The organism is Subtercola boreus (assembly GCF_003399635.1).
In the GTDB taxonomy this organism is placed as follows: domain Bacteria; phylum Actinomycetota; class Actinomycetes; order Actinomycetales; family Microbacteriaceae; genus Subtercola; species Subtercola boreus_B.
Genome location: NZ_NBXB01000022.1, coordinates 17,513 through 38,372, shown reverse-complemented (window position 1 = coordinate 38,372; position 20,860 = coordinate 17,513). Strand labels below are relative to the sequence as shown.

The 20,860-nt window shown below is 69.0% G+C and carries 19 protein-coding genes and 1 pseudogene; 8 read left to right on the top strand and 12 right to left on the bottom strand.

All coding sequences use genetic code 11. The features are described from left to right. Positions 1 to 15: 15 nt before the first annotated feature. The 7 genes and pseudogenes from B7R22_RS07550 to B7R22_RS20440 form a co-directional block, all read right to left on the bottom strand. Positions 16 to 327, bottom strand: a complete 312-nt coding sequence (locus B7R22_RS07550) for a hypothetical protein (protein ID WP_116411167.1) — start codon at positions 325 to 327, stop codon at positions 16 to 18. Continuing rightward, on the bottom strand, positions 324 to 1,034 hold the full coding sequence (locus B7R22_RS07545) for a hypothetical protein (RefSeq protein ID WP_116411166.1): 711 nt from the start codon (positions 1,032 to 1,034) through the stop codon (positions 324 to 326). Before B7R22_RS07545 ends, B7R22_RS07550 begins: the two co-directional genes overlap by 4 nt. Positions 1,035 to 1,077: 43 nt before the next feature. Beyond that, the gene (locus B7R22_RS07540) at positions 1,078 to 2,112 is read right to left on the bottom strand and encodes a WXG100 family type VII secretion target (protein WP_116411165.1); all 1,035 of its coding nucleotides are present in this window, start codon (positions 2,110 to 2,112) and stop codon (positions 1,078 to 1,080) included. 33 nt (positions 2,113 to 2,145) lie between these two features. After that, positions 2,146 to 2,700 carry a cysteine hydrolase family protein gene (locus tag B7R22_RS07535; protein ID WP_116411164.1) on the bottom strand — a complete coding sequence of 185 codons (555 nt, stop codon included), beginning with the start codon at positions 2,698 to 2,700 and terminating at the stop codon, positions 2,146 to 2,148. 77 nt (positions 2,701 to 2,777) lie between these two features. Further along, a complete protein-coding gene (locus tag B7R22_RS20445; RefSeq protein ID WP_116411163.1) occupies positions 2,778 to 4,025 on the bottom strand; it encodes a cellulase family glycosylhydrolase in 1,248 nt (415 codons plus the stop codon). A 196-nt stretch (positions 4,026 to 4,221) separates the two neighbouring features. Then, the gene (locus B7R22_RS07525) at positions 4,222 to 5,670 is read right to left on the bottom strand and encodes an anthranilate synthase component I family protein (protein WP_116411162.1); all 1,449 of its coding nucleotides are present in this window, start codon (positions 5,668 to 5,670) and stop codon (positions 4,222 to 4,224) included. A gap of 142 nt (positions 5,671 to 5,812) precedes the next feature. Further along, positions 5,813 to 6,141 (bottom strand): annotated as a pseudogene (locus B7R22_RS20440) (hypothetical protein); the annotation flags it as partial. Between the two features lie 290 nt (positions 6,142 to 6,431). On the opposite strand from B7R22_RS20440, the gene B7R22_RS07510 reads away from it, so the two are divergent. From B7R22_RS07510 to cls, 3 genes are read left to right on the top strand one after another with little or no spacing between them, the layout of a single operon-like run. Next, positions 6,432 to 6,857, top strand: coding sequence for a RidA family protein (locus B7R22_RS07510; protein WP_116411161.1), 426 nt, complete (start codon positions 6,432 to 6,434; stop codon positions 6,855 to 6,857). Continuing rightward, a complete protein-coding gene (locus B7R22_RS07505; RefSeq protein WP_116411160.1) occupies positions 6,854 to 7,279 on the top strand; it encodes a YchJ family protein in 426 nt (141 codons plus the stop codon). Before B7R22_RS07510 ends, B7R22_RS07505 begins: the two co-directional genes overlap by 4 nt. Before the next feature lie 28 nt (positions 7,280 to 7,307). Further along, positions 7,308 to 8,780, top strand: coding sequence for a cardiolipin synthase (gene cls, locus B7R22_RS07500; protein WP_116411159.1), 1,473 nt, complete (start codon positions 7,308 to 7,310; stop codon positions 8,778 to 8,780). Between the two features lie 138 nt (positions 8,781 to 8,918). On the opposite strand, the gene glgX is transcribed toward cls, so the two are convergent. Further along, entirely contained in the window at positions 8,919 to 10,973 is a 2,055-nt protein-coding gene (gene glgX / locus B7R22_RS07495) for a glycogen debranching protein GlgX (protein WP_116411158.1), read from the bottom strand. A gap of 180 nt (positions 10,974 to 11,153) precedes the next feature. On the opposite strand from glgX, the gene B7R22_RS07490 reads away from it, so the two are divergent. The 5 genes from B7R22_RS07490 to B7R22_RS07470 all read left to right on the top strand — a co-directional run bounded on the left by B7R22_RS07490 (position 11,154) and on the right by B7R22_RS07470 (position 17,079). Continuing rightward, positions 11,154 to 12,281, top strand: a complete 1,128-nt coding sequence (locus B7R22_RS07490) for an acyl-CoA dehydrogenase (protein ID WP_116411157.1) — start codon at positions 11,154 to 11,156, stop codon at positions 12,279 to 12,281. Then, positions 12,278 to 13,696, top strand: a complete 1,419-nt coding sequence (locus B7R22_RS07485) for a bifunctional PIG-L family deacetylase/class I SAM-dependent methyltransferase (protein ID WP_253258945.1) — start codon at positions 12,278 to 12,280, stop codon at positions 13,694 to 13,696. Before B7R22_RS07490 ends, B7R22_RS07485 begins: the two co-directional genes overlap by 4 nt. Continuing rightward, complete coding sequence (locus B7R22_RS07480; RefSeq protein ID WP_116411155.1) at positions 13,693 to 14,466, top strand: glycosyltransferase; 774 nt, start codon at positions 13,693 to 13,695, stop codon at positions 14,464 to 14,466. Before B7R22_RS07485 ends, B7R22_RS07480 begins: the two co-directional genes overlap by 4 nt. Before the next feature lie 164 nt (positions 14,467 to 14,630). After that, positions 14,631 to 16,412, top strand: a complete 1,782-nt coding sequence (locus B7R22_RS07475) for a glycoside hydrolase family 15 protein (protein ID WP_116411181.1) — start codon at positions 14,631 to 14,633, stop codon at positions 16,410 to 16,412. Positions 16,413 to 16,533: 121 nt separating this feature from the next. Continuing rightward, complete coding sequence (locus B7R22_RS07470) at positions 16,534 to 17,079, top strand: Dps family protein (protein WP_116411154.1); 546 nt, start codon at positions 16,534 to 16,536, stop codon at positions 17,077 to 17,079. A gap of 85 nt (positions 17,080 to 17,164) precedes the next feature. Here the strand turns inward: B7R22_RS07470 and dhaM are convergent, their stop codons facing one another. From dhaM to trpD, 4 genes are all read right to left on the bottom strand, one after another. Next, positions 17,165 to 17,923: a dihydroxyacetone kinase phosphoryl donor subunit DhaM gene (dhaM, locus tag B7R22_RS07465; RefSeq protein ID WP_253258944.1), complete on the bottom strand. Its 759-nt coding sequence runs from the start codon at positions 17,921 to 17,923 to the stop codon at positions 17,165 to 17,167. 1 nt (position 17,924) lies between these two features. Beyond that, positions 17,925 to 18,644, bottom strand: coding sequence for a dihydroxyacetone kinase subunit DhaL (gene dhaL / locus B7R22_RS07460; protein ID WP_116411152.1), 720 nt, complete (start codon positions 18,642 to 18,644; stop codon positions 17,925 to 17,927). Between the two features lie 5 nt (positions 18,645 to 18,649). Then, complete coding sequence (gene dhaK / locus B7R22_RS07455) at positions 18,650 to 19,651, bottom strand: dihydroxyacetone kinase subunit DhaK (RefSeq protein ID WP_116411151.1); 1,002 nt, start codon at positions 19,649 to 19,651, stop codon at positions 18,650 to 18,652. Between the two features lie 81 nt (positions 19,652 to 19,732). Beyond that, complete coding sequence (gene trpD, locus B7R22_RS07450; protein ID WP_116411150.1) at positions 19,733 to 20,791, bottom strand: anthranilate phosphoribosyltransferase; 1,059 nt, start codon at positions 20,789 to 20,791, stop codon at positions 19,733 to 19,735. Positions 20,792 to 20,860 lie beyond the last annotated feature (69 nt).

Below are 20,860 nucleotides of genomic sequence, written 5' to 3'. Positions count from 1 at the left end.
GGCGGTGCGGGCGGCTCAGAACGGTGGATGCCCGTGCACCTGCCGGTACACGCGGGCCCACCGGGCCCTCGCCGACGCCATCACGAGCAGCACGATGCCGAAGCCGCCGAAGATCACGAACAGCAGCACTCCGAGCACGGCAGCGCCGCCCACCCCGCGGCCGAACAGGAACACGGCGAACACGATCCCGGCCAGCAGTAGGAAGGCGCCGAGCACCGCTGCGCTCCGCGGGGTGACCAGCGAGATCTTGTAGCGGCCGGCAGGTTTGTCCCGGCTCAGCCTGGCGAACGGTTCGGGAGGAACCGCCCCGGGAGGTGTCCCGCTCATCGCGCGGGCAGCCGCACGAAGTCGGAGAGGCGTTCGATCAGCGCAGCCGTGCTGGTGTTCTCGGTGCGCTCCTGCAGGACACGGTCACCGTCGGTGGCGCGAACGTCGGCGACATCCCAGGCGAAGACTCCGGAGGGGCGAACGAACAGATTGTTCGCCGAAGGGGCGGCGAAACCGGCGCCAGTGGGTCCTTCCCCGACGAGCTCCGTGCCGAAGTACGCGACACCTTCCGGGTGTCGACGCGCGTTGTCGTCGATCACCTGCTTGAGCAGGGCGCTGTCAGGGGCCTCCGGTGCTTTGACCACCATCGACCAGGTGCTCATCGATCCCGGCTGCAGCAGCAGCGACAGCTCGGCCGACTGCACGTAGAGGGCCGCCTCGGGTCCACTCTCGTTCACCATCGCGATCTCTGTGAAGCGCACGGCGTTCTGCAGCACTCCGATCAGCAACCGGATGCCCCCGCTCGGAACGAGCGCGTCTAGATCGACCGTCAACTCACCTCGGGCGATGAGGCTCGACGCTCCGAGAGCCGCGATCTGCGGGGTGACGAATCCGGGCTCGACCTGCAGGAACCTCGACGCCCGCGCACGGGCCTCCTCGCCGCAGAGCGACAGCGCGTAGGCGACCTCGCCCGCACCGAACACGGCGATGTCGTCGGGCGAGGCCGCCGGTGGGGCCGCGTGCTGCCAGGTGCTCGTGCTGGTCATTTCTGCTCCCGAATTCGTGTTTCTTGTGTTTCCTGGATGCCCATCAGAACGGCCACAGGTCTTTGGCCTTGTCCGCGACGTCGTCCGCGAAGTCCTCTGCGCCGTGCGCGAGAGCCGCGGCACCGTCGCCGATGGCCTTGGCGCCGTCGCCCACGGCCGTGATCGTGCCGTCGACCGCGTCGTGGAAGACGGGCACGTGATCGTAGAGCAGCCCGCCGAGCGCCATCGTTCCGGCGGCTGCGCCGAGGATCAGGTCGGCGGGCGGTGGGGTGACCAGGGCGGCGAAACCCAGCCCTGTCGCAACACCGTCGTATCCGGCACGGGCGTAGTTGCCCTCCGAGATGTCTGTGCCGACGCCGACCACGCCGAGCACGACACCTGCCGGGCCGAGCACCTTGCCGGCCGAACCCAGGAACTCCGCGGCCGAGCCGAGCTTCGCTGCCATGGCCCCGTCCGGAAGCATGCTGCTGAGGCCCTGGGCCGCGGAGGCCCAGTTGTGGCCCGCGAGGAAGTCGTTGAGCACATCGAACCTGCCGGCGAACTTGCTGAAGCGCAAGGCGTCGTCGAGCGACCCGAACTCGCCGAGCAGTCGCAGTTGCGCCAGGGCATTGGCCCCGTCGACCACGCCGAGGCTGTCGAAGAGCTCGCGGGTGTTCAGGAGCGCGGGGTTCTGCAGCAGGTCGCGCAGCAGATCGTCGTCGGTGCCGGGGGTCCCCGGGTTTTCGGGCGTTCCGCCGCCCGGCCCGCTTCCACCTGGGCCGCTTCCACCCGGGCCACCACCCGAACCCGGCCCACCGGAGCCGTCGTCCGCGCTCGCCTGCTCCTGCTCGCCGGCGTTCTTGACGAGCGCCGTCGACGCTGCCGTGAGCACGCTGTTCGCATTCTGGAGCGAGGTGCGATGTGTCGTGTTCCACTGCTGCCGGAAGAACTCCGCATCCGGACCGCCCCACGCCTGGGTGCGGTTGATCTCGACCGTCAGGGTGCTGAGCAGGCCCTGCAGCTGTGATGCCTTCTGGTCGAAATCCTTGGCGAGGGCACGAAGCTCACCCGCGTCTGCTCCCCAGAACCCCGACGTCATGCGAGCAACGTTACCTCAGCAGCCCCTCGTGCATCAGTCGGCGAAGGAGACGTCTGCGGTGTCGGTGACACGGGCGGTGCGCCCGGGTGCGTCCTGGAACTGCCAGTACAGGTTGGTGTGCGCGATCACCTCGGCGGCGGCCGGTGCGCCGTAGACGGTCTGGTCCTCTGTGGTGTGGGCGTTGCCCACCAGCGTGACGTCGTAGCCCCGGGTGAAGGCTCCGTGGATGGTCGAGCGGATGCACGCATCCGTCTGCGCTCCGGTCACCACCAGGTGCCCGACACCCGCGCGGGCGAGCACGTCTTCGAGGTCGGTGCCCTCGAAGGAGTCGCCGTACGACTTCTGAACCAGCGGTTCGGATGTCTCCCGAACGAGTTCGGGAACGAAGCGCCAGGCCTCTGTGCCCGCCTGCAGGTCGTCTGCGTTGTGCTGCACCCAGACCACCGGCACACCCTCGCTCCTGGCCTTCTCGACGAGACCACTGATGTTGCCGATCACGGCGTCACGGTTGTGTGCGCGGGCCACGACGTCGTTCTGCACGTCGATCACGACGAGCGCCGTGTTCGGGCGGCTCTGAAGGGTTGTCATGCGGTCTCACTCTCTCGATGCCACCACGATAGAAGACACGACCGACATCCGCCAGAGCTCGCCCGGCCGGAGCCCCCCTACTCCGCGCGCGATTTCGGGGCGTGACTGGGCTCCGCTGCCCGGGCGACCCGTGCCGCCTCGCGCTGCTCGGTCTCGAGGGCCTCCGCCTCCTCGCCGGTGACGGCTTCGCCACGGGCGACCATCCCCGCGACATCCGAGAGCCTGATCTGCGGCAGGAAGAGCGAGAGCACGAAAGCGACGGCGAGGAACGGGATGAGGTACCAGAACACCGGAGCCAGCGAGTCGGCATAGGCCGCGACGACCTGGTCCTGAATGGCCTGCGGCAGCTGGTTGAGCGTCGCCGGGTCGAGGGTTGCGGTGGCCTGCGAGGCGTCCCCCGCCGAGGCGCCGGCGCCGGAGAACACGGCGAGCAGCTTCTCCGAGAGGCTGCTGGTGAAGAGGGCCCCGAAGACGGCCACACCGAGAGCGGATCCGACCTCGCGGAAGTAGTTGTTCGTGCTCGTCGCGGTCCCCACCTGGGTGGCCGGCACCGAGTTCTGCACCACGAGCACCACGACCTGCATGATGAGGCCGAGGCCGGCGCCGAACTCGAAGAGGAAGACGCAGATGAGCCAGATCGGGGTTGCCGGAGCCGGGCCGAGTGCGCCCGCGACCACCGTGGCAGCCGGGTCGGCCGCCGTGATGGCCGGATACGCCGCCTGCACCATCGCGGCATAGAAGACCGGATCGGGGTCGGGCGCCAAGGCCTCGCGACCGTTCGGTTCGTTCCGGATCTCGTAGGCGGCGATCCTGCCCCGGTAGCGCGTGGCCAGCTGGCCGGCGAAGGCTGCGTAGAGCGCGGCGGTGCGCGGCCGCGTCGTCGAGAGGGGGCCGGTTCCGCCGAGGGCTGCCCACGCCGGGCACGACAGGATGATGCCGAAGATGCTGAGTCCCCCAGCCTCGGCGCCGGCGACCATGTCGCCGAGGCGCGACCAGTCGAACGTCGTCGCCGTGGGCTGCAGCCAGTACCACATGATGTCGAGGCGCACGATGGTGCCGCCGGTGTAGGAGGTGATGTCGAGGGTCTGGTCGATCTCGGTCGTCGTGCCCCAGAGGATGTTCGAGCCGAGCGAAAAGCCGACCGGGAAGCTCGCGACGCGGGCCGGGGCCTGCGCCTGAACGTGGGCTGCGGCCTGGGCTGCGGCGGCCAGCGGGGCTGCGGCTGCGGCCGACGCGCGAGACAGCCCGCCGCCGACGACTCCCGCGCCGACCACCGCGCCTGCCGAGATTCCGGTTGTGAGGATAGAACGTCGTGTCAAGTGCATCTGATTACCCCGTCTGCGACTGGGGTGGCGATTGGATAAGCCCGTTATGGGAGCCTAGGGGTGTTTCGGTACCGAGTGTCATTCGTCACCCACACAGGGCGCTGGGCTCGAGGGCGCTGGGCTCGGGGCTCTGTGCTCGGGGGCTGGAGGCGCCTGCGACTCAGGGGGCCGTCGCAACTCAGGGGGCCGTCGCGACTCAGGGCGCCGTTGGCGCTGCCTGCTCCGTGGCGCGGAGGGCACGGACGAGCGCCGCGGCCTTGAGCTTCGTCTCGGCGAGCTCCTCCGACGGAACCGAGAGGGCGGTGATCCCGCCGCCGACGCCGATCGTCGCGCGGCTTCGGCCGTTGTAACTGCTGTCGCTGTCGGTGTCGCTGTCGCTGTCGCCGTCGCTGTCGACGACGATGGAGCGGATGGTCATGGCGAGTTCCGCGCGTCCGTCTGCGGCGAAGAACCCGAACGCCCCGGCATAGAGTCCACGGGCGCGATCCTCCAGCAGGTCGAGGATCTCGATCGCGCTCCGTTTCGGTGTTCCGGTCATCGATCCGGCGGGGAAGGTCGCCTCGACAGCATCGACCGCGCCGAGGCCCTCCCGCAGCATCCCTTCGACTCTGCTCACCAGCTGGTGCACATGCGGATGCGTCTCGACCTGCAGAAAGCTCGGAACCGTCACGCTGCCCGGGACGCAGACGCGGGTGAGGTCATTCCGCATCAGGTCGACGATCATCGTGTTCTCGGCCCGCTCCTTGGGGTCGTCGGCGAGCGCCTCGGCCTCACGGGCATCCGCCGCCGGATCGGGGAATCTGGCACGCGTGCCTTTCACCGGCGACGTGCTGACCCGGCCATCGGCCCCCACCTCGAGGAACACTTCGGGCGAGGCGCTCAACAGGCTGACGCCGCCGATCCGCAGCAGCGCGCCGTACTCGCTCGGTGACTCCTGCCGGAGCTCACGGTAGACGGCGACAGGATCGATCACGCCCCGCGCAGTGATCTCGGTCGTGAGGTTCAGCACATACGCGTCGCCTGCGCGGATGGCGCTCTGGCAGGCGTCGATCTTCGCGAGGTACTCGGCGTCGGTGTCCCGCCAGATGATCTCGAGCGGGAGGTGCGCCTCGCGCAGAGGATCAGGTGGCGGCGCGGTGGCCCTCTCGACGGCGGCGGCCAACTCCGCATCGGCCGACCCCGCATCGGCCCTGTCCGCTCCATCGCCCGTCACCCCTGCCTCGAGGAGTTGGATCGTGCGGAGCCGCCACTGCTCGAGCTCGCCCTCCCAGCGCTCCCCCGCTGCCACCAACTCGGCGCGGCCATCGCTGTGCACGGCCACGAGTCGGTCGACCCGGAGGAAGGCGGCGTCGGGGTGGGGCGATGTGCGCCCGCCCATTCCCGGCATGGTGCCGACGGTCTCGGCGAGCAGCTCATAGCCCAGCCAGCCCACCAGTGCGAGGGAGGGCCTCGGCGGCGCGGACAGCTCGCCCCGCAGTGCGCCGAGCACGCCGTCCGCCGGCACAAAGGGCTCCCCCGCACCCAGATAGCTCGTCGGGCCGCCGTCGAGCCAGAACACGTCGGTGCTCTGGCCGCAGAGCACGTGGAAGGCCGTTTCCGCCCGGATCCCGTCGCCGAGAGGGTGACGCAGAACTCCCTTGGTCATCCCTCGAGCATAGGGCGACCCCGGCCGAGCACAATTCAGGATATGCAAGGCGTCGTCCATCATCTGGGCTCGGCAGCTCGCATGTCCTGAATTGTGCACGGAGGTGGTGCGGGTGGCGGGTGACCCAAAGCGCAGGGCGCAGCTACTCCTTCTTCGGGTGGGAGGCGGAGTCGCCGAGCAGCCTGTTCGCCACCATGGGGAACGCGCCGGTGTAACCCTCGCGCGCCTTGGCGATCTCGAGGATGCGCACGCGCATCAGGTACCAGCCGAGGATCAGCAGCGGGATGATGATCACGAGCGACGCGATCGTGTAGGTGCCGGCCGGGTAGTCTCGAACGCGTCTTTCGGCACGAAGAAGTTCAGGGCGACACCGAGCAGGGCGACGGCGGCCGTGAGCAGGATGCCGCCGTACGGCACACCGCGCTTGTTCATCGCGGCGGTGAACCTCGGTGCAGCACCGCTGATCGACATGGGGAAGCTCGATGATCGGAACACCCAGGAACGTGGCGAACAGCAGCAGACCGAGCACCGGCGTGATCATCACGTCAAGGCCCCCCGCCACCGAGGGCGCCCCGAGCCCGGCCGCCGCTCCCACCGCGAGCGCCCCGAGGTACAGCGCGACCTGGTGGCATTCGAGCCACCGCACCCCGCCGCTGCCCGTCATGCTCCGACCCTACTGTCGCCGCACTGCTTCGGCGGCCATCCCGAGTACTCCGCCCGGTTCTCGGTGGAACAGGGCCTGGGTGCAGCAGGATGGAGGCATGAACGAATACCTGGATGCCGGACTCGACGCCTTCTGGAGCGAGACCCTCGCCGCATCGACCGGCACCGAGCGCCCGCCCTTCTCCGCGGTCGTCAAGACCAGCGGCCAAGCCGTCTACCTCTCGGGCCAGACCTACCCCGTCATCGGATCCACCGACGCCGTCGCCCCTGCCCTCGTCGGCATGCGCGAGCAGACAGAGGCGTGCCTGCAGAACCTCGACCGCCTGATCACCGCCGCCGGCGGATCCCGCTCCGATATCGTCAAGGTCACCATCTTCAACACGCGCATGTCCGAGCAGCCGGTCGTGAACGAGGTCTACCGCGAGTTCTTCGGCGAGCATCGCCCGGTGCGCAGCCACGTCGAGGTCTCCCGGCTCGCCGACCCCGACCTGCTCATCGAGATCGAAGCGATCGCCTCGCTGTGACGGATGCCCGGGACACGCCGGGTGCCGCCTGGCCGCCGCCCGCACCGACGGAGCGCTGCCCGTGCCTCAGCGGCAACCCCTACGGCGAGTGCTGTCGTCCGTTCCACGCCGGCGAGCAGCAGGCCCCCACTGCCGAACGTCTGATGCGTTCGCGGTACTCGGCGTTCGCGGTGGGCGACGCCGCCTACCTGCTCGCCACGTGGCATCCGTCGACCAGGCCGGCCGCCGGCGACCTCGAACTCGACCCCGCCCAGCGCTGGTACCGCCTCGACATCCTGGACCGCACTGGCGGCGGGATGCTCGGGCAGACCGGCACGGTCGAGTTCGTCGCGCGCTTCCGCCTCGACGCCGAGCGCGGCGAGCTGCACGAGACGAGCAGCTTCGAGAAGCTCGACGGAAAGTGGTACTACCTGGCTGGATAGAATCGCAGGGACACGCAGCGGGGGGCTCATGACAGGCGAACAGTTCACCATCATTGTGCTCGTGACCGCCTTACTTATCGATCTGGCCGTGCGCGTCATCGCGATCATCGTCGTGCCGCGCAACCGCCGCCCGAGCGCCGCGATGGCCTGGCTGCTCGCGATCTTCCTGATCCCCTACCTCGGTGTGCTCGTCTTCCTGCTGATCGGCAGCTACAAGCTCCCGAAGAAGCGGCGCGACAAGCAGAAGGCGATCAACGAGTTCATCATCGAGACGACCCACGGCATCGAGCTCGTCACCGACGACAGGCCCTGGCCCACGTGGCTCCGCTCGGTCGTGCACCTGAACCGGGAGCTCGGGGCGATGCCGCTGGTCGGCGGCAACTCGGCCAGCCTCATCGGGGACTACGCCGCATCCATCGCCGCCATGACGGTGGCGGTCGACACGGCCGAACGCTTCGTGCACTGCGAGTTCTACCTCATCGCCCTCGACGAGGTCACGGCGGGATTCTTCGACGCGCTCGAACGTGCAGTGGGGCGCGGTGTCATCGTGCGCGTGCTGGTCGACCACATCACCGCCATCCGGAGCCCCACCCACAAGGCGACCTTCAAGCGGCTCACGGCGATGGGCGCGACGTGGCAGTTCATGCTTCCGGTGCAGCCGTTGAAGGGCAAGTGGCAGCGACCGGATCTGCGGAACCACCGGAAACTGCTCGTCGTCGACGGCATAGTCGGTTTCATGGGGTCTCAGAACCTCGTGAGCCGCCACTACAACAAGAAGAGCAACATCCGCCGCGGCCTCAAGTGGCAGGACCTGATGACCCGGGTCGAAGGCCCGATCGTCAGCGGCATCAACGCGATCTTCATCACCGACTGGTACAGCGAGACCGACGAGCTGCTCTCCCGGGAGACCGTGGAACTCACCGACGAGATCGTGAACTCGGCCCCGGATGCCCTGGACTGCCAGCTCGTTCCGAGCGGCCCGGGCTTCGAGGGTGAGAACAACCTCCGGCTGTTCCTCGCTCTGATGTACTACGCCCAGAAGAAGATCATCATCACGTCGCCCTACTTCGTGCCCGATGACTCGATGCTCTACGCCATCACCACGGCCGCCCAGCGCGGGCTCGACGTGCAGCTCTTCGTGTCGGAGATCGGCGACCAAGCCGGGGTGTACCACGCGCAGCGCTCCTACTACGAGTCCCTGCTGAAGGCGGGGGTGACGATCTGGCTCTACCCGGCCCCGTACATCCTGCACGCCAAGCACTTCACGATAGACGCCGAGGTCGCGGTCATCGGGTCGAGCAACATGGACATCCGCTCGTTCAACCTCGACCTCGAGATCTCGCTGATGGTTCGGGGGGCGTCGTTCGTGGACGAGATGCGGAGCGTCGAAGACGGCTACCGCGCGCTCAGCCGCCGGCTCACCCTCGAGGAATGGAGACGCCAGCCGCTTCGCTCGACCATCCTCGACAACCTCGCGCGCCTCACCTCGGCCCTGCAGTGAGCTCCTGACGCAGCACATCCGCCGCCAGGCGATCGATCCCCCGAAATCTGTCGGTATCAGCGACGGACAGCGACAGATTTCGGGGGATCGATGGGCGGGCGGGACGAGCGCGCGGGACGGGCGGGACGGGCCGACGGGTCAGGACCGCGAACGGAGGAGCGTGAACGAGCAGTCGCGCACGATCAGCGTCGACACGGGGGCCGCCACCCGCTGCTCGGGGTCGCTGGAGAGCGCCAGCTCCCACTCGGCGCCGGGCGCCTCCGGAACCTGGAACTCGACCCCGTTCTCCGCCGCGTTCAGCATCAGCGCGAACGAGTCGGAGTCCGCCCGTTCGAGAACGAAGACGATCGACCGGGCATCCGGGTTCTCCCAGTCCTCGTCGCTGAACTCCTCGGCGTCGCTTCGCTCGACCACGACCGTGTTCGAATCGCCGGTCTCCGGCGCCGACCGGAACCACGCCGGGTGCAACGCCCGGTTCTCCCGGCGCAGCGTGATGAGCTGCGTCGTGAACGCCAGCAGCTCCTCGTCGGCGTTCGCCCAGTCGAACCACGAGATCTCGTTGTCCTGGCAGTAGGCGTTGTTGTTGCCGCCCTGGGTGCGGCAGAGCTCGTCGCCACCGAGGATCATCGGAACGCCTGCCGAAAGCAGCAGCGTCGCGAGGAAGTTGCGGCGAAGCCGCCCGCGCCGCTCGTTCACGGCCTCGTTGTCGGTCGCCCCCTCCGCTCCGCCGTTCGACGACTTGTTGTCGCTCTCGCCGTCGTTGTTGTCCTCGCCGTTGGCCGAGTTGTGCTTCTGGTTGTACGCGGTCAGGTCGGCGAGGGTGAACCCGTCGTGCGCGGTGACGAAGTTGATGCTCGACAGCGGCGAGCGCCGGTCGGCCTCGTACACGTCGGGGCTGCCGAGCACGCGCTGCGAGAGGGTGCCGAGGATGCCGTCGCTGCCGTTCCAGAAGTCGCGCACGTCATCCCGGAACTTGCCGTTCCACTCCGACCAGTCGGCCGGGAAGCCGCCGACCTGGTAGCCCGCGGTGTCCCACGGCTCAGCGATCATCTTGACGGGGGCGAGCACCGGGTCCTGCTGGATGAGCGTGAGGAACGCGCTGTGGATCTCCGCGTCCCCGCCCTGCCGGGTGAGGGTGGTGGCGAGGTCGAAGCGGAAGCCGTCGACGTGCATCTCGGTCACCCAGTAGCGGAGCGAATCCATGATCAGGCCGAGGGCCGTCGGGTGCGAGACGTTCAGGCTGTTGCCGGTACCCGTCGTGTCGAAGTAGCTCGAACGGTCATCCTCGACCAGCCGGTAGTACGCCTCGTTGTCGATGCCCTTGAACGACAGCGTCGGGCCCATGTGGTTGCCCTCTGCGGTGTGGTTGTAGACCACGTCGAGGATCACTTCGAGACCGGCCGCGTGCAGGTTCTTGACCATCTGCTTGAACTCACGCACCTGGCCGCCGTCGTCGCCCGCTGCGGCGTAGTCGCCGTGCGGGGCGAAGAAGCCGATGCTGTTGTAGCCCCAGTAGTTGCGGAGATCCTTCTCGAGCAGGTGGGAGTCCTGCACGAACTGCTGCACGGGCATGAGCTCGACGGCGGTGATGCCGAGATCGGTGAAGTGTTTGATGGCTGCCGGATGACCGAGCCCGGCGTAGGTGCCCCTGATCTCCTCGGGCACACCGGGGTGCAGTTTCGTGAAGCCCTTCACGTGGGTCTCGTAGATGACCGTCTCGCTGAGCAGGGTACGGGGCGACGTGTCGGTGCCGCCCTGGCCGTCGCTCCAGTCGAAGCCCGGGTCGGTGATGACGCAGAGCGGCGTGGAGCCGGCGGAATCCGTCTCGTCCCTCTTCTCGGGCTCGTTCATGTCGTGCCCGAACACGGCCTGACCCCAGGTGTAGTCCCCCTCGATGGCGGTCGCATGCGGGTCGAGCAGCAGCTTGTGGTGGTTGTGGCGAAGGCCTTCGGCGGGGTTCCACGGTCCGTCGACACGGATGCCGTAGCGGGTGCCGGTGCCGGCGCCCTCGACGATGCCGTGGAACACGTGACCCGTGCGTTCGGTCAGGCGCGTGACGGTCTCGGCGCCGTTCTCATCGAAGCTGCAGAAATCGACGGAGTCGGCCGTCTCGGAGTAGATGGCGAACGAGATGCCACCCTCGAGCAGGGTGACACCGAGCGGGTAGGGCAGGGAGCGGGGGAAAGTCGACATGGCATTCATCATCGCGGAATCGCCGCTGTGAGAATGTCGGACGGCGCGGGGCTTGACGCACCGGCCCGGCGCGTGCGTGAGAGGTGCACTGCCGCAAAACCGGCCCTCGCGCAAGGGGTGCCCGCGCGCTCGCCGGGCCCCCGGGCACTCCTTTACTGTGGGGTCGACGGAGGAGGCGAGATGACGATCGAGCACGTGTGGGTGTCGCTGTCGCCGAGGCGTCCGGATGATCGTCCCCGCTGGCCCGCCCTGGCGGCGTCGTGGGTGTCGGCCTCTGGCTCCTCCTGTGCTGACGACTCGTCCGGGCTCGGACTCGTCGACGGAGCGCTGCAGTTCGCGCTGAGGCTCGGGCAGGAAGACCCTGCACCCGTGCCGGGCGGCGGCTACACCGGCGAACTGTGGGAGACGCTCGCCACCCTGGCGGCAGCAGACCTCGGGGCGGCGCGGGCGATCGAGCCGCACCTCGACGCGCTGGCGATCCTCGAGCAGGCTGGCGACACGGGTGCCGCCAGCGGGAGCGTCGCCAGCGGGAGCGCGCCGGGCGCCAGCACCTGGGGCGTCTTCGCCGCCGAAGGCGGGCCCCACCCGCTCGTCGCCTGCGCCCAGGACGGAGCCGGCTGGACGCTGACCGGCACCAAACCGTGGTGCTCCCTCGCCGACCGCCTCGACCGCGCGCTCATCTCCGCTGCGGTCGGCGGTGGTGGAGCATCCGTGCCCCGCCGGCTGTTTGCCGTCGACCTCCGCCAACCGGGGGTCCGTGTCGAGCCGGGAGCCTGGCACGCCCGCGGCCTCACCGAGGTGCCGAGCGGACCCGTGCACTTCGACAACGTCGAGGCGGAGCCCGTCGGCGCTGCCGGCTGGTACCTCGAGCGGCCCGGATTCGCCTGGGGCGGCATCGGTGTCGCCGCCTGCTGGTTCGGCGGAGCAGTCGGCGCCGGCCGCACCCTCGCCGAGTGCGCCCGGAACACCGCCGATCCCCTGCTGCAACTGCACCTCGGCGTCGTCGACGAGCGTCTCAGCGATGCCCGGCGCGCGCTCGCCGAAGCGGCACACCTCGTCGATGGCGGCTCCGCGACGGGCGAATCCGGGCGCCTGCTCGCCAAGCGGGTGAGGGCAACGGTGGCCCGGGCATCCGAAGATGTGCTCCGACATGTCGCCCACGCCCTCGGCCCGGCCCCGCTCGCCCTCGACGCCGAGCACGCCAAACGTGTCGCCGACCTCGAACTGTACCTCCGTCAGCACCATGCGGAGAAGGACGAAGCCTCCCTCGGCCGCCAGCTCGCCGAGGGCACGGATCTGCCGTGGTGAGCTTCGACTCCCGCGACCCGGGAACCTCTTCAGCGGAATGGCTGGCCGACCCCCGTCTCGGGCAGCTTCCTGTCTTCTCGCTCACAGGCGTCGACCGGATGATCGTGCTCGCCGCCCACCCCGACGATGAGACCCTCGGCGCCGGGGCCCTCCTCGCCCGTGCCTTTGCGCTCGGCATCCCCGCCGACGTCATCATCGTCACAGACGGCTCCGCCTCCCACCCCGGCTCGCCGAGTGTGGTCGCCTCCGACCTCGCCGCGACGCGGGCCGCCGAGGCGACGGAGGCCATCGCGCTGCTGAACCCGCGCGCGGCCGTGACGTTCCTCGGCTTCCCCGACGGCCGCGTGCAGGTGGATCGCGCTCCGATCAGCGCAGCGATCAGCGATTTCATCGCGCTGCTGCCGCCACCCACTGCGGCGGCGCCGGCCGACGCGCCCGCCCGCACCCTGCTCGTGGCTCCGTGGCGCGGCGACGGCCACCGCGACCACCGGATACTGGGGGAGATCGCCGCCGCGCTCGCCGACGAGGCGTCCGCCGCGCTCGACCTGGTCGAGTACCCGATCTGGCTCTGGCACTGGTCGAACCCCGCCGATCCGGCCACACCCTGGACGCGCTTCACGGCTCTGACCGACTCCGGAGCCCTCGCCAGGAAGCGCGCCGCCATTGCCGCCTACCGGTCGCAGACCGAACCGCTCTCCCCCGAACCGGGCGACGAAGCTCTGCTTAATCCGACGTTCCTTGCGCACTTCAGCCGCCCCCAGGAGGTCCTGATCATCGCCGAATCCGCGCATCTTGAGGCTCCGATCCCGACGCTCGGCCGCGACTACTTCGACGACACGTATGCCCGCCACGACGACCCCTGGGGCTTCACGAGTCGCTGGTACGAGGAGCGCAAGCGCGCCGTCACCCTTGCGAGCCTCCCCCGCCGGCACTTCGACCGGGCGCTCGAGATCGGCTGTTCGATCGGTGTGCTGACCGAGCAGCTCGCGCCGCGAACCGGCTCACTGCTCGCTGTCGACATCGCGCCCGCCGCCATCGACCGTGCCCGGGAGCGCCTGGCCGGGCATCCGAACGTACACCTGAGCGTGGCGGATGTGTCCGAGAGCTTCCCGCCCGGCGCCTTCGACCTCGTGCTGCTCAGCGAGGTGGGCTACTACTTCGACGAACCGACCCTCCGCCTGGTCGTCACCGACGCCGCGCGTGCGCTCACTGCCGACGGGGTCTTCGTGGCCTGCCACTGGCGCCACCCGGTCGCCGACTACCTGCAGACCGGCGACGGAGTGCACGGCGTGATCGCCGCTCTCGCCGCTGAGGCTGGCCACACCCTCCTCACCCATCACCTCGAACGTGACTTCGTGCTCGACGTCTACTCCCCCGACCCCCGCTCGGTTGCAGAACAGACGGGACTCGCATGACACCCCAGCGATCATCCGGAGCCGACGGGAGAGCGCGCAGAAGGGGGCCCGACGAGATCGACAGCGTCGCCATCGTCATCCCCGCCCGCAACGAGGAGCAGCTGATCGCCCGCTGCCTCGATTCCGTCGAGCAGGCGATCGCCTTCACCCGGGACCGCCTCGGCGACACCGGCCCCAGCATCGTCACCATCGTCGCGGTCGACAGCAGCGACGACGACACCGAGGCCATCGCCCGCTCCTTCCCCGGGGTCTCCGTGCTGACGGTCGACGCGCGTTCTGTCGGTGCGGCCCGCCGCGCCGGAGTCGCTCTCGCCCTCGACGCTCTCGACCTCTTCGCACGCGGATTCGCCTCCCGCGTCTGGATCGCCAACACCGATGCCGATTCCGTCGTGCCCGCCACCTGGCTGCTCCACCAGCTCGAATTCGCCGCCGAGGGTGCTGACGTCGTGCTCGGCACGGTCCGCCCCGACTTCGCCGACCTCAGCACCCGGCAGGTCGATGCCTGGGTCAGGCGGCACCCGCCGGGGGTCGCGCACGGCAACATCCATGGGGCGAACCTGGGTTTCCGTGCAGACTTCTACGCTCGGGCGGGAGGGTTCGCCCCGCTCAGCGAGCACGAGGACGTCGACCTCGTCGCTCGCCTCGAGGCTCTGGATGCCCGCACCGTCGCCACCGCTTCCGCCGAAGTGCTGACCTCCGGCCGCCAGGCGGGCCGCACCCCCGGTGGGTTCGCGGGCTACCTGCGCACCCAGCTGGTGCCGCCCGCCTGACCGCCCGCTGCCTGACCGACCACGCGACGCGCAACCCCTCCGCCCGGCGCGCATCCTCCCAGCCGTTCGTCGTACGGTAGATCGTGACCAGAGTGACCAAGAAGCACGCAGACCCCTCCCCCACCCCACGACCGGCCGCTGCCACGCAACCGCAGACCGGCACCGTGCCGATCCGCCGTGGCGGCTACACAGACCTCCGTTCCTATGGCGCCATCGGCGACGGCCGCACGGTCGCCCTCATCGCGCTCGACGGCAGCATCGACTGGTTCCCCGTGCCGAACCTCAACGGCACCCCCGTCTTCGCCCGGCTCCTCGACGAGAGCGAGGGCGGCGCCCTGGAACTGACCCCCACGCAGGCCTTCACCTCGAGGCGTCGCTACCTCCCCGGCACCAACGTGCTCGAAACCACCTTCACCACCGACACCGGCACCGCTGTGCTGACCGACGCCCTCGTCACCGGGTTCGCCGGCCGCCTGCCCTGGGCCGAACTCGCCCGTCGAGTCGTGGGGGTGAAGGGCAGTGTGCGCTTCCGCTGGCGGGTCGCGCCCGGCACCTGCCTGTCGACGGCGAGCCCGTGGATCCAGAAGACCACCCACGGCCCCGTCATCCGCGTCGATTCCGTCACCATCGCCGTGCGCGGCATCGACCACGGCCCGCGCGGCGGTGGCGAGCGGGCCATCGCCGGCCGGTTCACGACGAGCCCGAAGTCGCACCACGTGCTCGCCGTCGCTGGCACGTCGAACGAGCCGCTGCACATCCCACAGCCCGAACTCACCGACAGCGGCATCGAGCGCACGGTCAAGAACTGGGAGAACTGGTCGGAGGAGTTCACCTACGACGGCCCGTGGAAGGATGCGGTCAAGCGGAGCGCCCTCGCCCTGAAGCTCCTGATCTACAGCCCCACCGGCGCGATCGCCGCGGCGGCGACCACCTCTCTGCCGGAGAGCTCACGCGGGGGTAAGAACTGGGACTACCGCTTCGCCTGGATCCGCGACCTCGCCTACACCGTGCACGCCCTGATCCGGTTCGGCCTCCGGGAGGAGACCCACGCCTCGGTGTCGTGGCTGCTGAAGACGATCCGCGCAAACGGCCCCGACCTGCACGTCTTCTACGGTCTCGACGGGTCTCCCCCCGGCGACGTCGAGAAGCACGACTCGACCGGCTGGCGGAACGCCGGCCCCGTCGTCACCGGCAACCCGGCGAGCGGCCAGTTGCAGCTCGGTGTCTTCGGCGACCTCTTCGACGTGATGCGGCTCTATGTGAAGGCCGGCAATGTGCTCGACGCGGAGACCGGCCGCATGCTCGCGGGCGTCGCCGACCGTGCCTGCGACGACTGGCGCCGCCCCGACGCCGGCATCTGGGAGCTCGAGGACACCCGGCACTACACCTCCTCGAAGATGGGCTGCTGGCAGGCTCTGGATGCCGCGGTCGAGCTCGCAGAGCTCGGCCAGATCCCGGGAGACCCGGCCCGCTGGAGATCCGAGAAGGGCATGATCCAGGAGTGGGTGCGTGAGCACTGCTGGTCGGAGAGTCGCCAGAGCTACGTCATGTACCCGGGCAGCGAGGAGCTCGACGCATCCGTTCTGCTGCATGCACCCAGCGGCTTCGATCGGGGCGAACGGATGTCGCTGACGATCGACGCGATCCAGAGCGAGCTCTCCCGGGGCCCGCTCGTCTACCGGTACTCGGGCGCCGAGGCCGAGGAGGCGACGTTCGTCGCCTGCGCCTTCTGGCTGGCATCGGCCCTGGTCTGCATCGGCCGGCCCGACGAGTCCATCGCCCTGATGGACGAACTCGTCGGCCTCTCGAACGACGTCGGCCTCTACTCCGAGATGATCGACGCCGACGACCTGTCGTTCCTCGGCAACCTCCCGCAGGGGCTCAGCCACCTCGCCCTGATCAACGCGGCCATCACGATCGAGGAACTCACCCGCGAGAAGTCGTGATGATGGCCGCATCCACCCACCACCCGTGGCGCCTTGTCAACCGCCCCGGCCCGAGGTGACGCGCGCCCGGCCCAGGCGTAGCGTTGAAGACGCCCATTCGCAGATCAGAAAGGCACACACCATGTCAACGAACACCATCGAGCGCGACGTGAAGGTTCCCTCCGACGGCGGCCCCAAGGCCACCCGCCGCCAGAACGCCGAGCGCGGCTTCAAAGCCCCCACAGAGCTGACCGACTCCCTGCAGGCCGTGCTCGTCGACCTCATCGAGCTCCACGTGCAGGGCAAGCAGGCGCACTGGAACGTCGTCGGCAAGAACTTCCGCGACCTGCACCTGCAGCTCGACGAGATCATCGACGCGGCACGCGAGTACAGCGACACGATCGCCGAGCGCATGCGTGCACTTCACGCGGTTCCGGATGGTCGTTCCGACACCGTTGCGGCCACCACCTCGCTGCCTGAGTACCCCAACGGCGAGATCGACACCGCCGAGACGGTGGACCTCGTCGTCGTGCGCCTCGAGGCGACCGTCGGAACCATGCGCGAGGTGCACGACACGGTCGACGACGCCGACCCGACCAGCGCAGATCTCCTCCACGGCATCATCGAGAAGCTCGAGCAGTACGCCTGGATGGTCGGCGCCGAGAACCGCACGGCGACTGCCAAGTAGGGCACCCTCAAACGAGGACCGCGTCGAAGGGACGCAAACCGCTCCAAAGATTCGTCTTCTGAGCAGTTTGCGTCCCTTCGGCGGTCTACTCCTCGCCGAAACCAGACTCGATGAGGGCCACCAGGGCGTCGAGGGCCGGGCGCGCAGACTCGTCGGCAGCCGCCAGGGTGGCGGTCGCACCGCGCACCAGGCCGAGCGACATGATGCCGAGCAGGCTCTTCGAGTCCTTGCCGTTGATCGTCACCCTCTGGTCGTAGCTGTTCGCGAGCTTGACGAACTCCGCCGCCGGGCGGGCGTGCAACCCGTCTCGGTTCACGATGGTCACGGTCCGGGTGAGCGCGGCGTCGGCCCCGCCATCCCTGTCGCCTGCGGCACCGGATGCTGCGCCGGCAGCCTCCGTGCCGGCAGCCCCCGTGCCGACAGGGCCCTGCCCGGGCACCTCGCCGAAAGCACCGCGAGCCGATTCGGCAGCCGCGACGACCGCCGCGAGCGATCCGCCGGTCTCCGCGGTAACCGACGCGGCGACCGCACCTTCGACCAGCGGCGCGTCGACGATCCGCACGCGCTCCCGCACCTCGTCGTCGAGAAAGTCGAGTGCCGTCTCGGCGGTCAGGATGGCCGACCCGAGGTCGCACAGCACGACGACACCCTCGCCCGAATCGGCCTCCGCCATCGCGGCCGTCACCTTCTCGAAGCTCGTGCCGATGCCGCCCTCGTCGGTGCCGCCGGCCGCCACCAACGCCGTGCCGGGCGCCATCTGCGCTGCGAGATCGACGAGCCCCGAGGCGATCTTCTCGCTGTGCGAGACGAACACCAGCCCGACTCTGCCCTCGACGCCTGCCACGCTAGGACGCACCACTGGTGCCTGAGGCACCGTCTGCGGGGGCACTGTCTGCGGGGGCACTGTTTGCGGATCGGGCATCCGATCCCACCTCGACCGCAGCATCCGATGCAGCCCTCAGAATGAGCGCCGACGACTGCGAACCCGGGTCGCGGTGCCCGATCGCCCGCTCGCCGAGGTAGCTCGCACGACCCTTCCGGGCGACGAGCGGTTCCGTCGACTTCGCGCCCTGCTCTGCGGCATCCGCAGCCGCCGCCAGAATTCCGGCCTCGTCGGCACCGTCGGCCAGCGCCTGGGCAGCGGCATCCACCGCAGGCGTCCAGGCGTCGATCATCGTCTTGTCGCCGACCTCGGCCTTGCCGCGGAGCACCACACCGTCGCGCGCTGCGGTCAGCAGAGCAACGATCGCCGCGCCATCCAGCGTCTCGGCCTTGCCGACAGCGCCCGCGGCCTTCAGGTACGCCGTGCCGACCAGGGGGCCGGACGCCCCGCCGACCGTCGAGATCAAAGTGGTCGCCACGAGCTTCAGGGCATCGCCTGGAACCGCGTCGCCCGGAAGATCCGCGAGCTTTTGGATGACCGCACTGAACCCCCTGTCGAGGTTCTCACCGTGGTCACCGTCACCGATCTCGCGGTCGAGGGTGATCAGCTCGACGCGGTTGTCGGAGATCACCCGCGCACTCTCCCGGATCCATTCGGTCACCCAGTCGATACCGAGGCTCATCCCGTCTACCTTCCCCATCGGAGAGCGGCGGTCTGCACGGGGGCATCCCACAGCTCGGTCAGTTCGTCATCCAGTTTCAGTACAGTGATCGACGCGCCCTGCATCTCGAGCGAGGTGACGAAGTTGCCGACCAGCGACCGGGTCACGTCGATCCCCTTCTCCTTCAACACCTCGGCCGCACGCCGGAACACGATGTAGAGCTCGATCTGCGGTGTTCCGCCCATCCCGTTGACGAACAGCAGCACCTTGTCACCCGAGGCGAACGGCAGGTCTTCGAGGATCGGGCCGAGCAGACGATCGACGATCGCGTCGGCCGGCTCGAGCTTGATGCGTTCGCGGCCCGGTTCGCCGTGGATCCCGATCCCGATCTCGATCTCGTCGTCTGCGAGGGTGAAGCTCGGCTCGCCCGCGTGCGGAACCACGCAGGGCGTGAGAGCAACGCCCATCGAGCGGGTCTGGTCGTTGACCCGCTGGGCGATGGATGCCACGGTGTCGAGGTCGTCAAGCCGCTCGGCCGAGGCACCGGCGATCTTCTCGACGAGCACGGTCCCGGCTACCCCCCGGCGCCCGGCCGTATAGAGGGAATCCTTCACCGCGACATCGTCGTTGATGATCACGGAGCGCACCTCGATGTCCTCGGCCGAGGCCAGGTCGGCCGCGGTCTCGAAGTTCAGCACGTCGCCGGTGTAGTTCTTCACGATGTGAAGCACCCCGGCACCCCCGTCGACGGCCTTCGTGGCCGCGACGATCGGATCGGGTGTGGGCGAGGTGAACACCGGCCCGGGAACGGCGGCATCGAGCATCCCGAACCCGACGAAGCCTCCGTGCAGCGGCTCGTGCCCGCTGCCACCACCGCTGACCAGCGCCACCTTGCCCTGCACCGGGGCGCCCTTCCGCACGATGTAGATCGGATCGTAGAACACCTCCACGAGGTCGCCGTGGGCGGCTTCGATACCCCGGGCTGCCTCGTCGACGACGTTCTTCGGGTCATTGATGAGCTTCTTCATTGAAATTCCTCCACACGAATGGCCGGTGCCCCCGCACACCGGAAGGACGGTACGAAATCGAGCCGGGACTCGACGCTAAACCTACGCCCCGCGATTGGTCGCCGCGACCCACTTCTTCAGTTTGCGTTCCGCCGATCCGGAGTCGATGGATTCGGCGGCGACGACCATCTTCGAGGCGAACCGTTCGACGATGCTCTGCTGCACTCCGGAGGGGTCGCGCGCCAGGTCGAAGGCGACCATTCCCGCCGCGGCATTCAGCAGCACGATGTCGCGGACCGCTCCTTTCTCTCCCCCCAGCACGCGCCTCACCGTCTCAGCGTTCGCGGCCGGGTCGCCGCCCTTCAGTTCCTCGATGGATGCCCGGCGGAGCCCGAGGTCGCGTGGATCCAGATCGTGTTCGGTGACCGCACCCCTCGACACCTCCCAGATGTGGCTGTGGCCCGTCGTGGTCAGTTCATCGAGCCCATCGTCGCCGCGGAGAACGAGCGCGGTCGCGCCGCGGGTCTGGAATACCCCGACGATCAGCGGCACCCGGTCGAGCTGCGCGACACCGACAGCCGACGCTTCAGGCCTCGCCGGATTGCAGAGCGGGCCGAGGTAGTTGAAGACGGTCGGGATCCCGAGTTCGCTCCGCACAGCGCCCGCGTGCCGGAAGCCCGGGTGGAACTTCGCCGCGAACGCGAAGGTGATGCCGGCCTCGTGCAGCACGCGGGCGACAGCGTCGGGCTCGAGGTCGAGATTGAGCCCCAGAGCCTTCAGCACATCAGACGATCCGGCGAGCGAACTCGCCGCCCTGTTGCCGTGCTTGATGACCGGTACGCCGGCACCCGATGCCACTATCGACGCCATTGTCGAGACGTTGACGGTGCCGAACCTGTCTCCGCCGGTGCCCACGATGTCGAGTGCGAAGGGGTCGACATCCAACGGCAGGGCATGGTCGAGGATCGCGTCGCGGAACCCCACGATCTCGTCGACCGTCTCCCCTTTCGACCGCAGCGCGACCAGGAACCCGGCCAGTTGCGCGGGACTCGCTGAACCCTCCATGACCTCGTTCATCGCCCAGGTCGACTCGGCGACGGTGAGGTCGCGGGCGTCGAGGAGGGAGGAGAGGAGATACGACCAGCTGAGTTCAGGCGCCATAGCAACGATCCTAAACGGCGGCGGATCCGCGCCCCGGCGGGCCGAACTTCTACGACCGGTAAAAAAGTC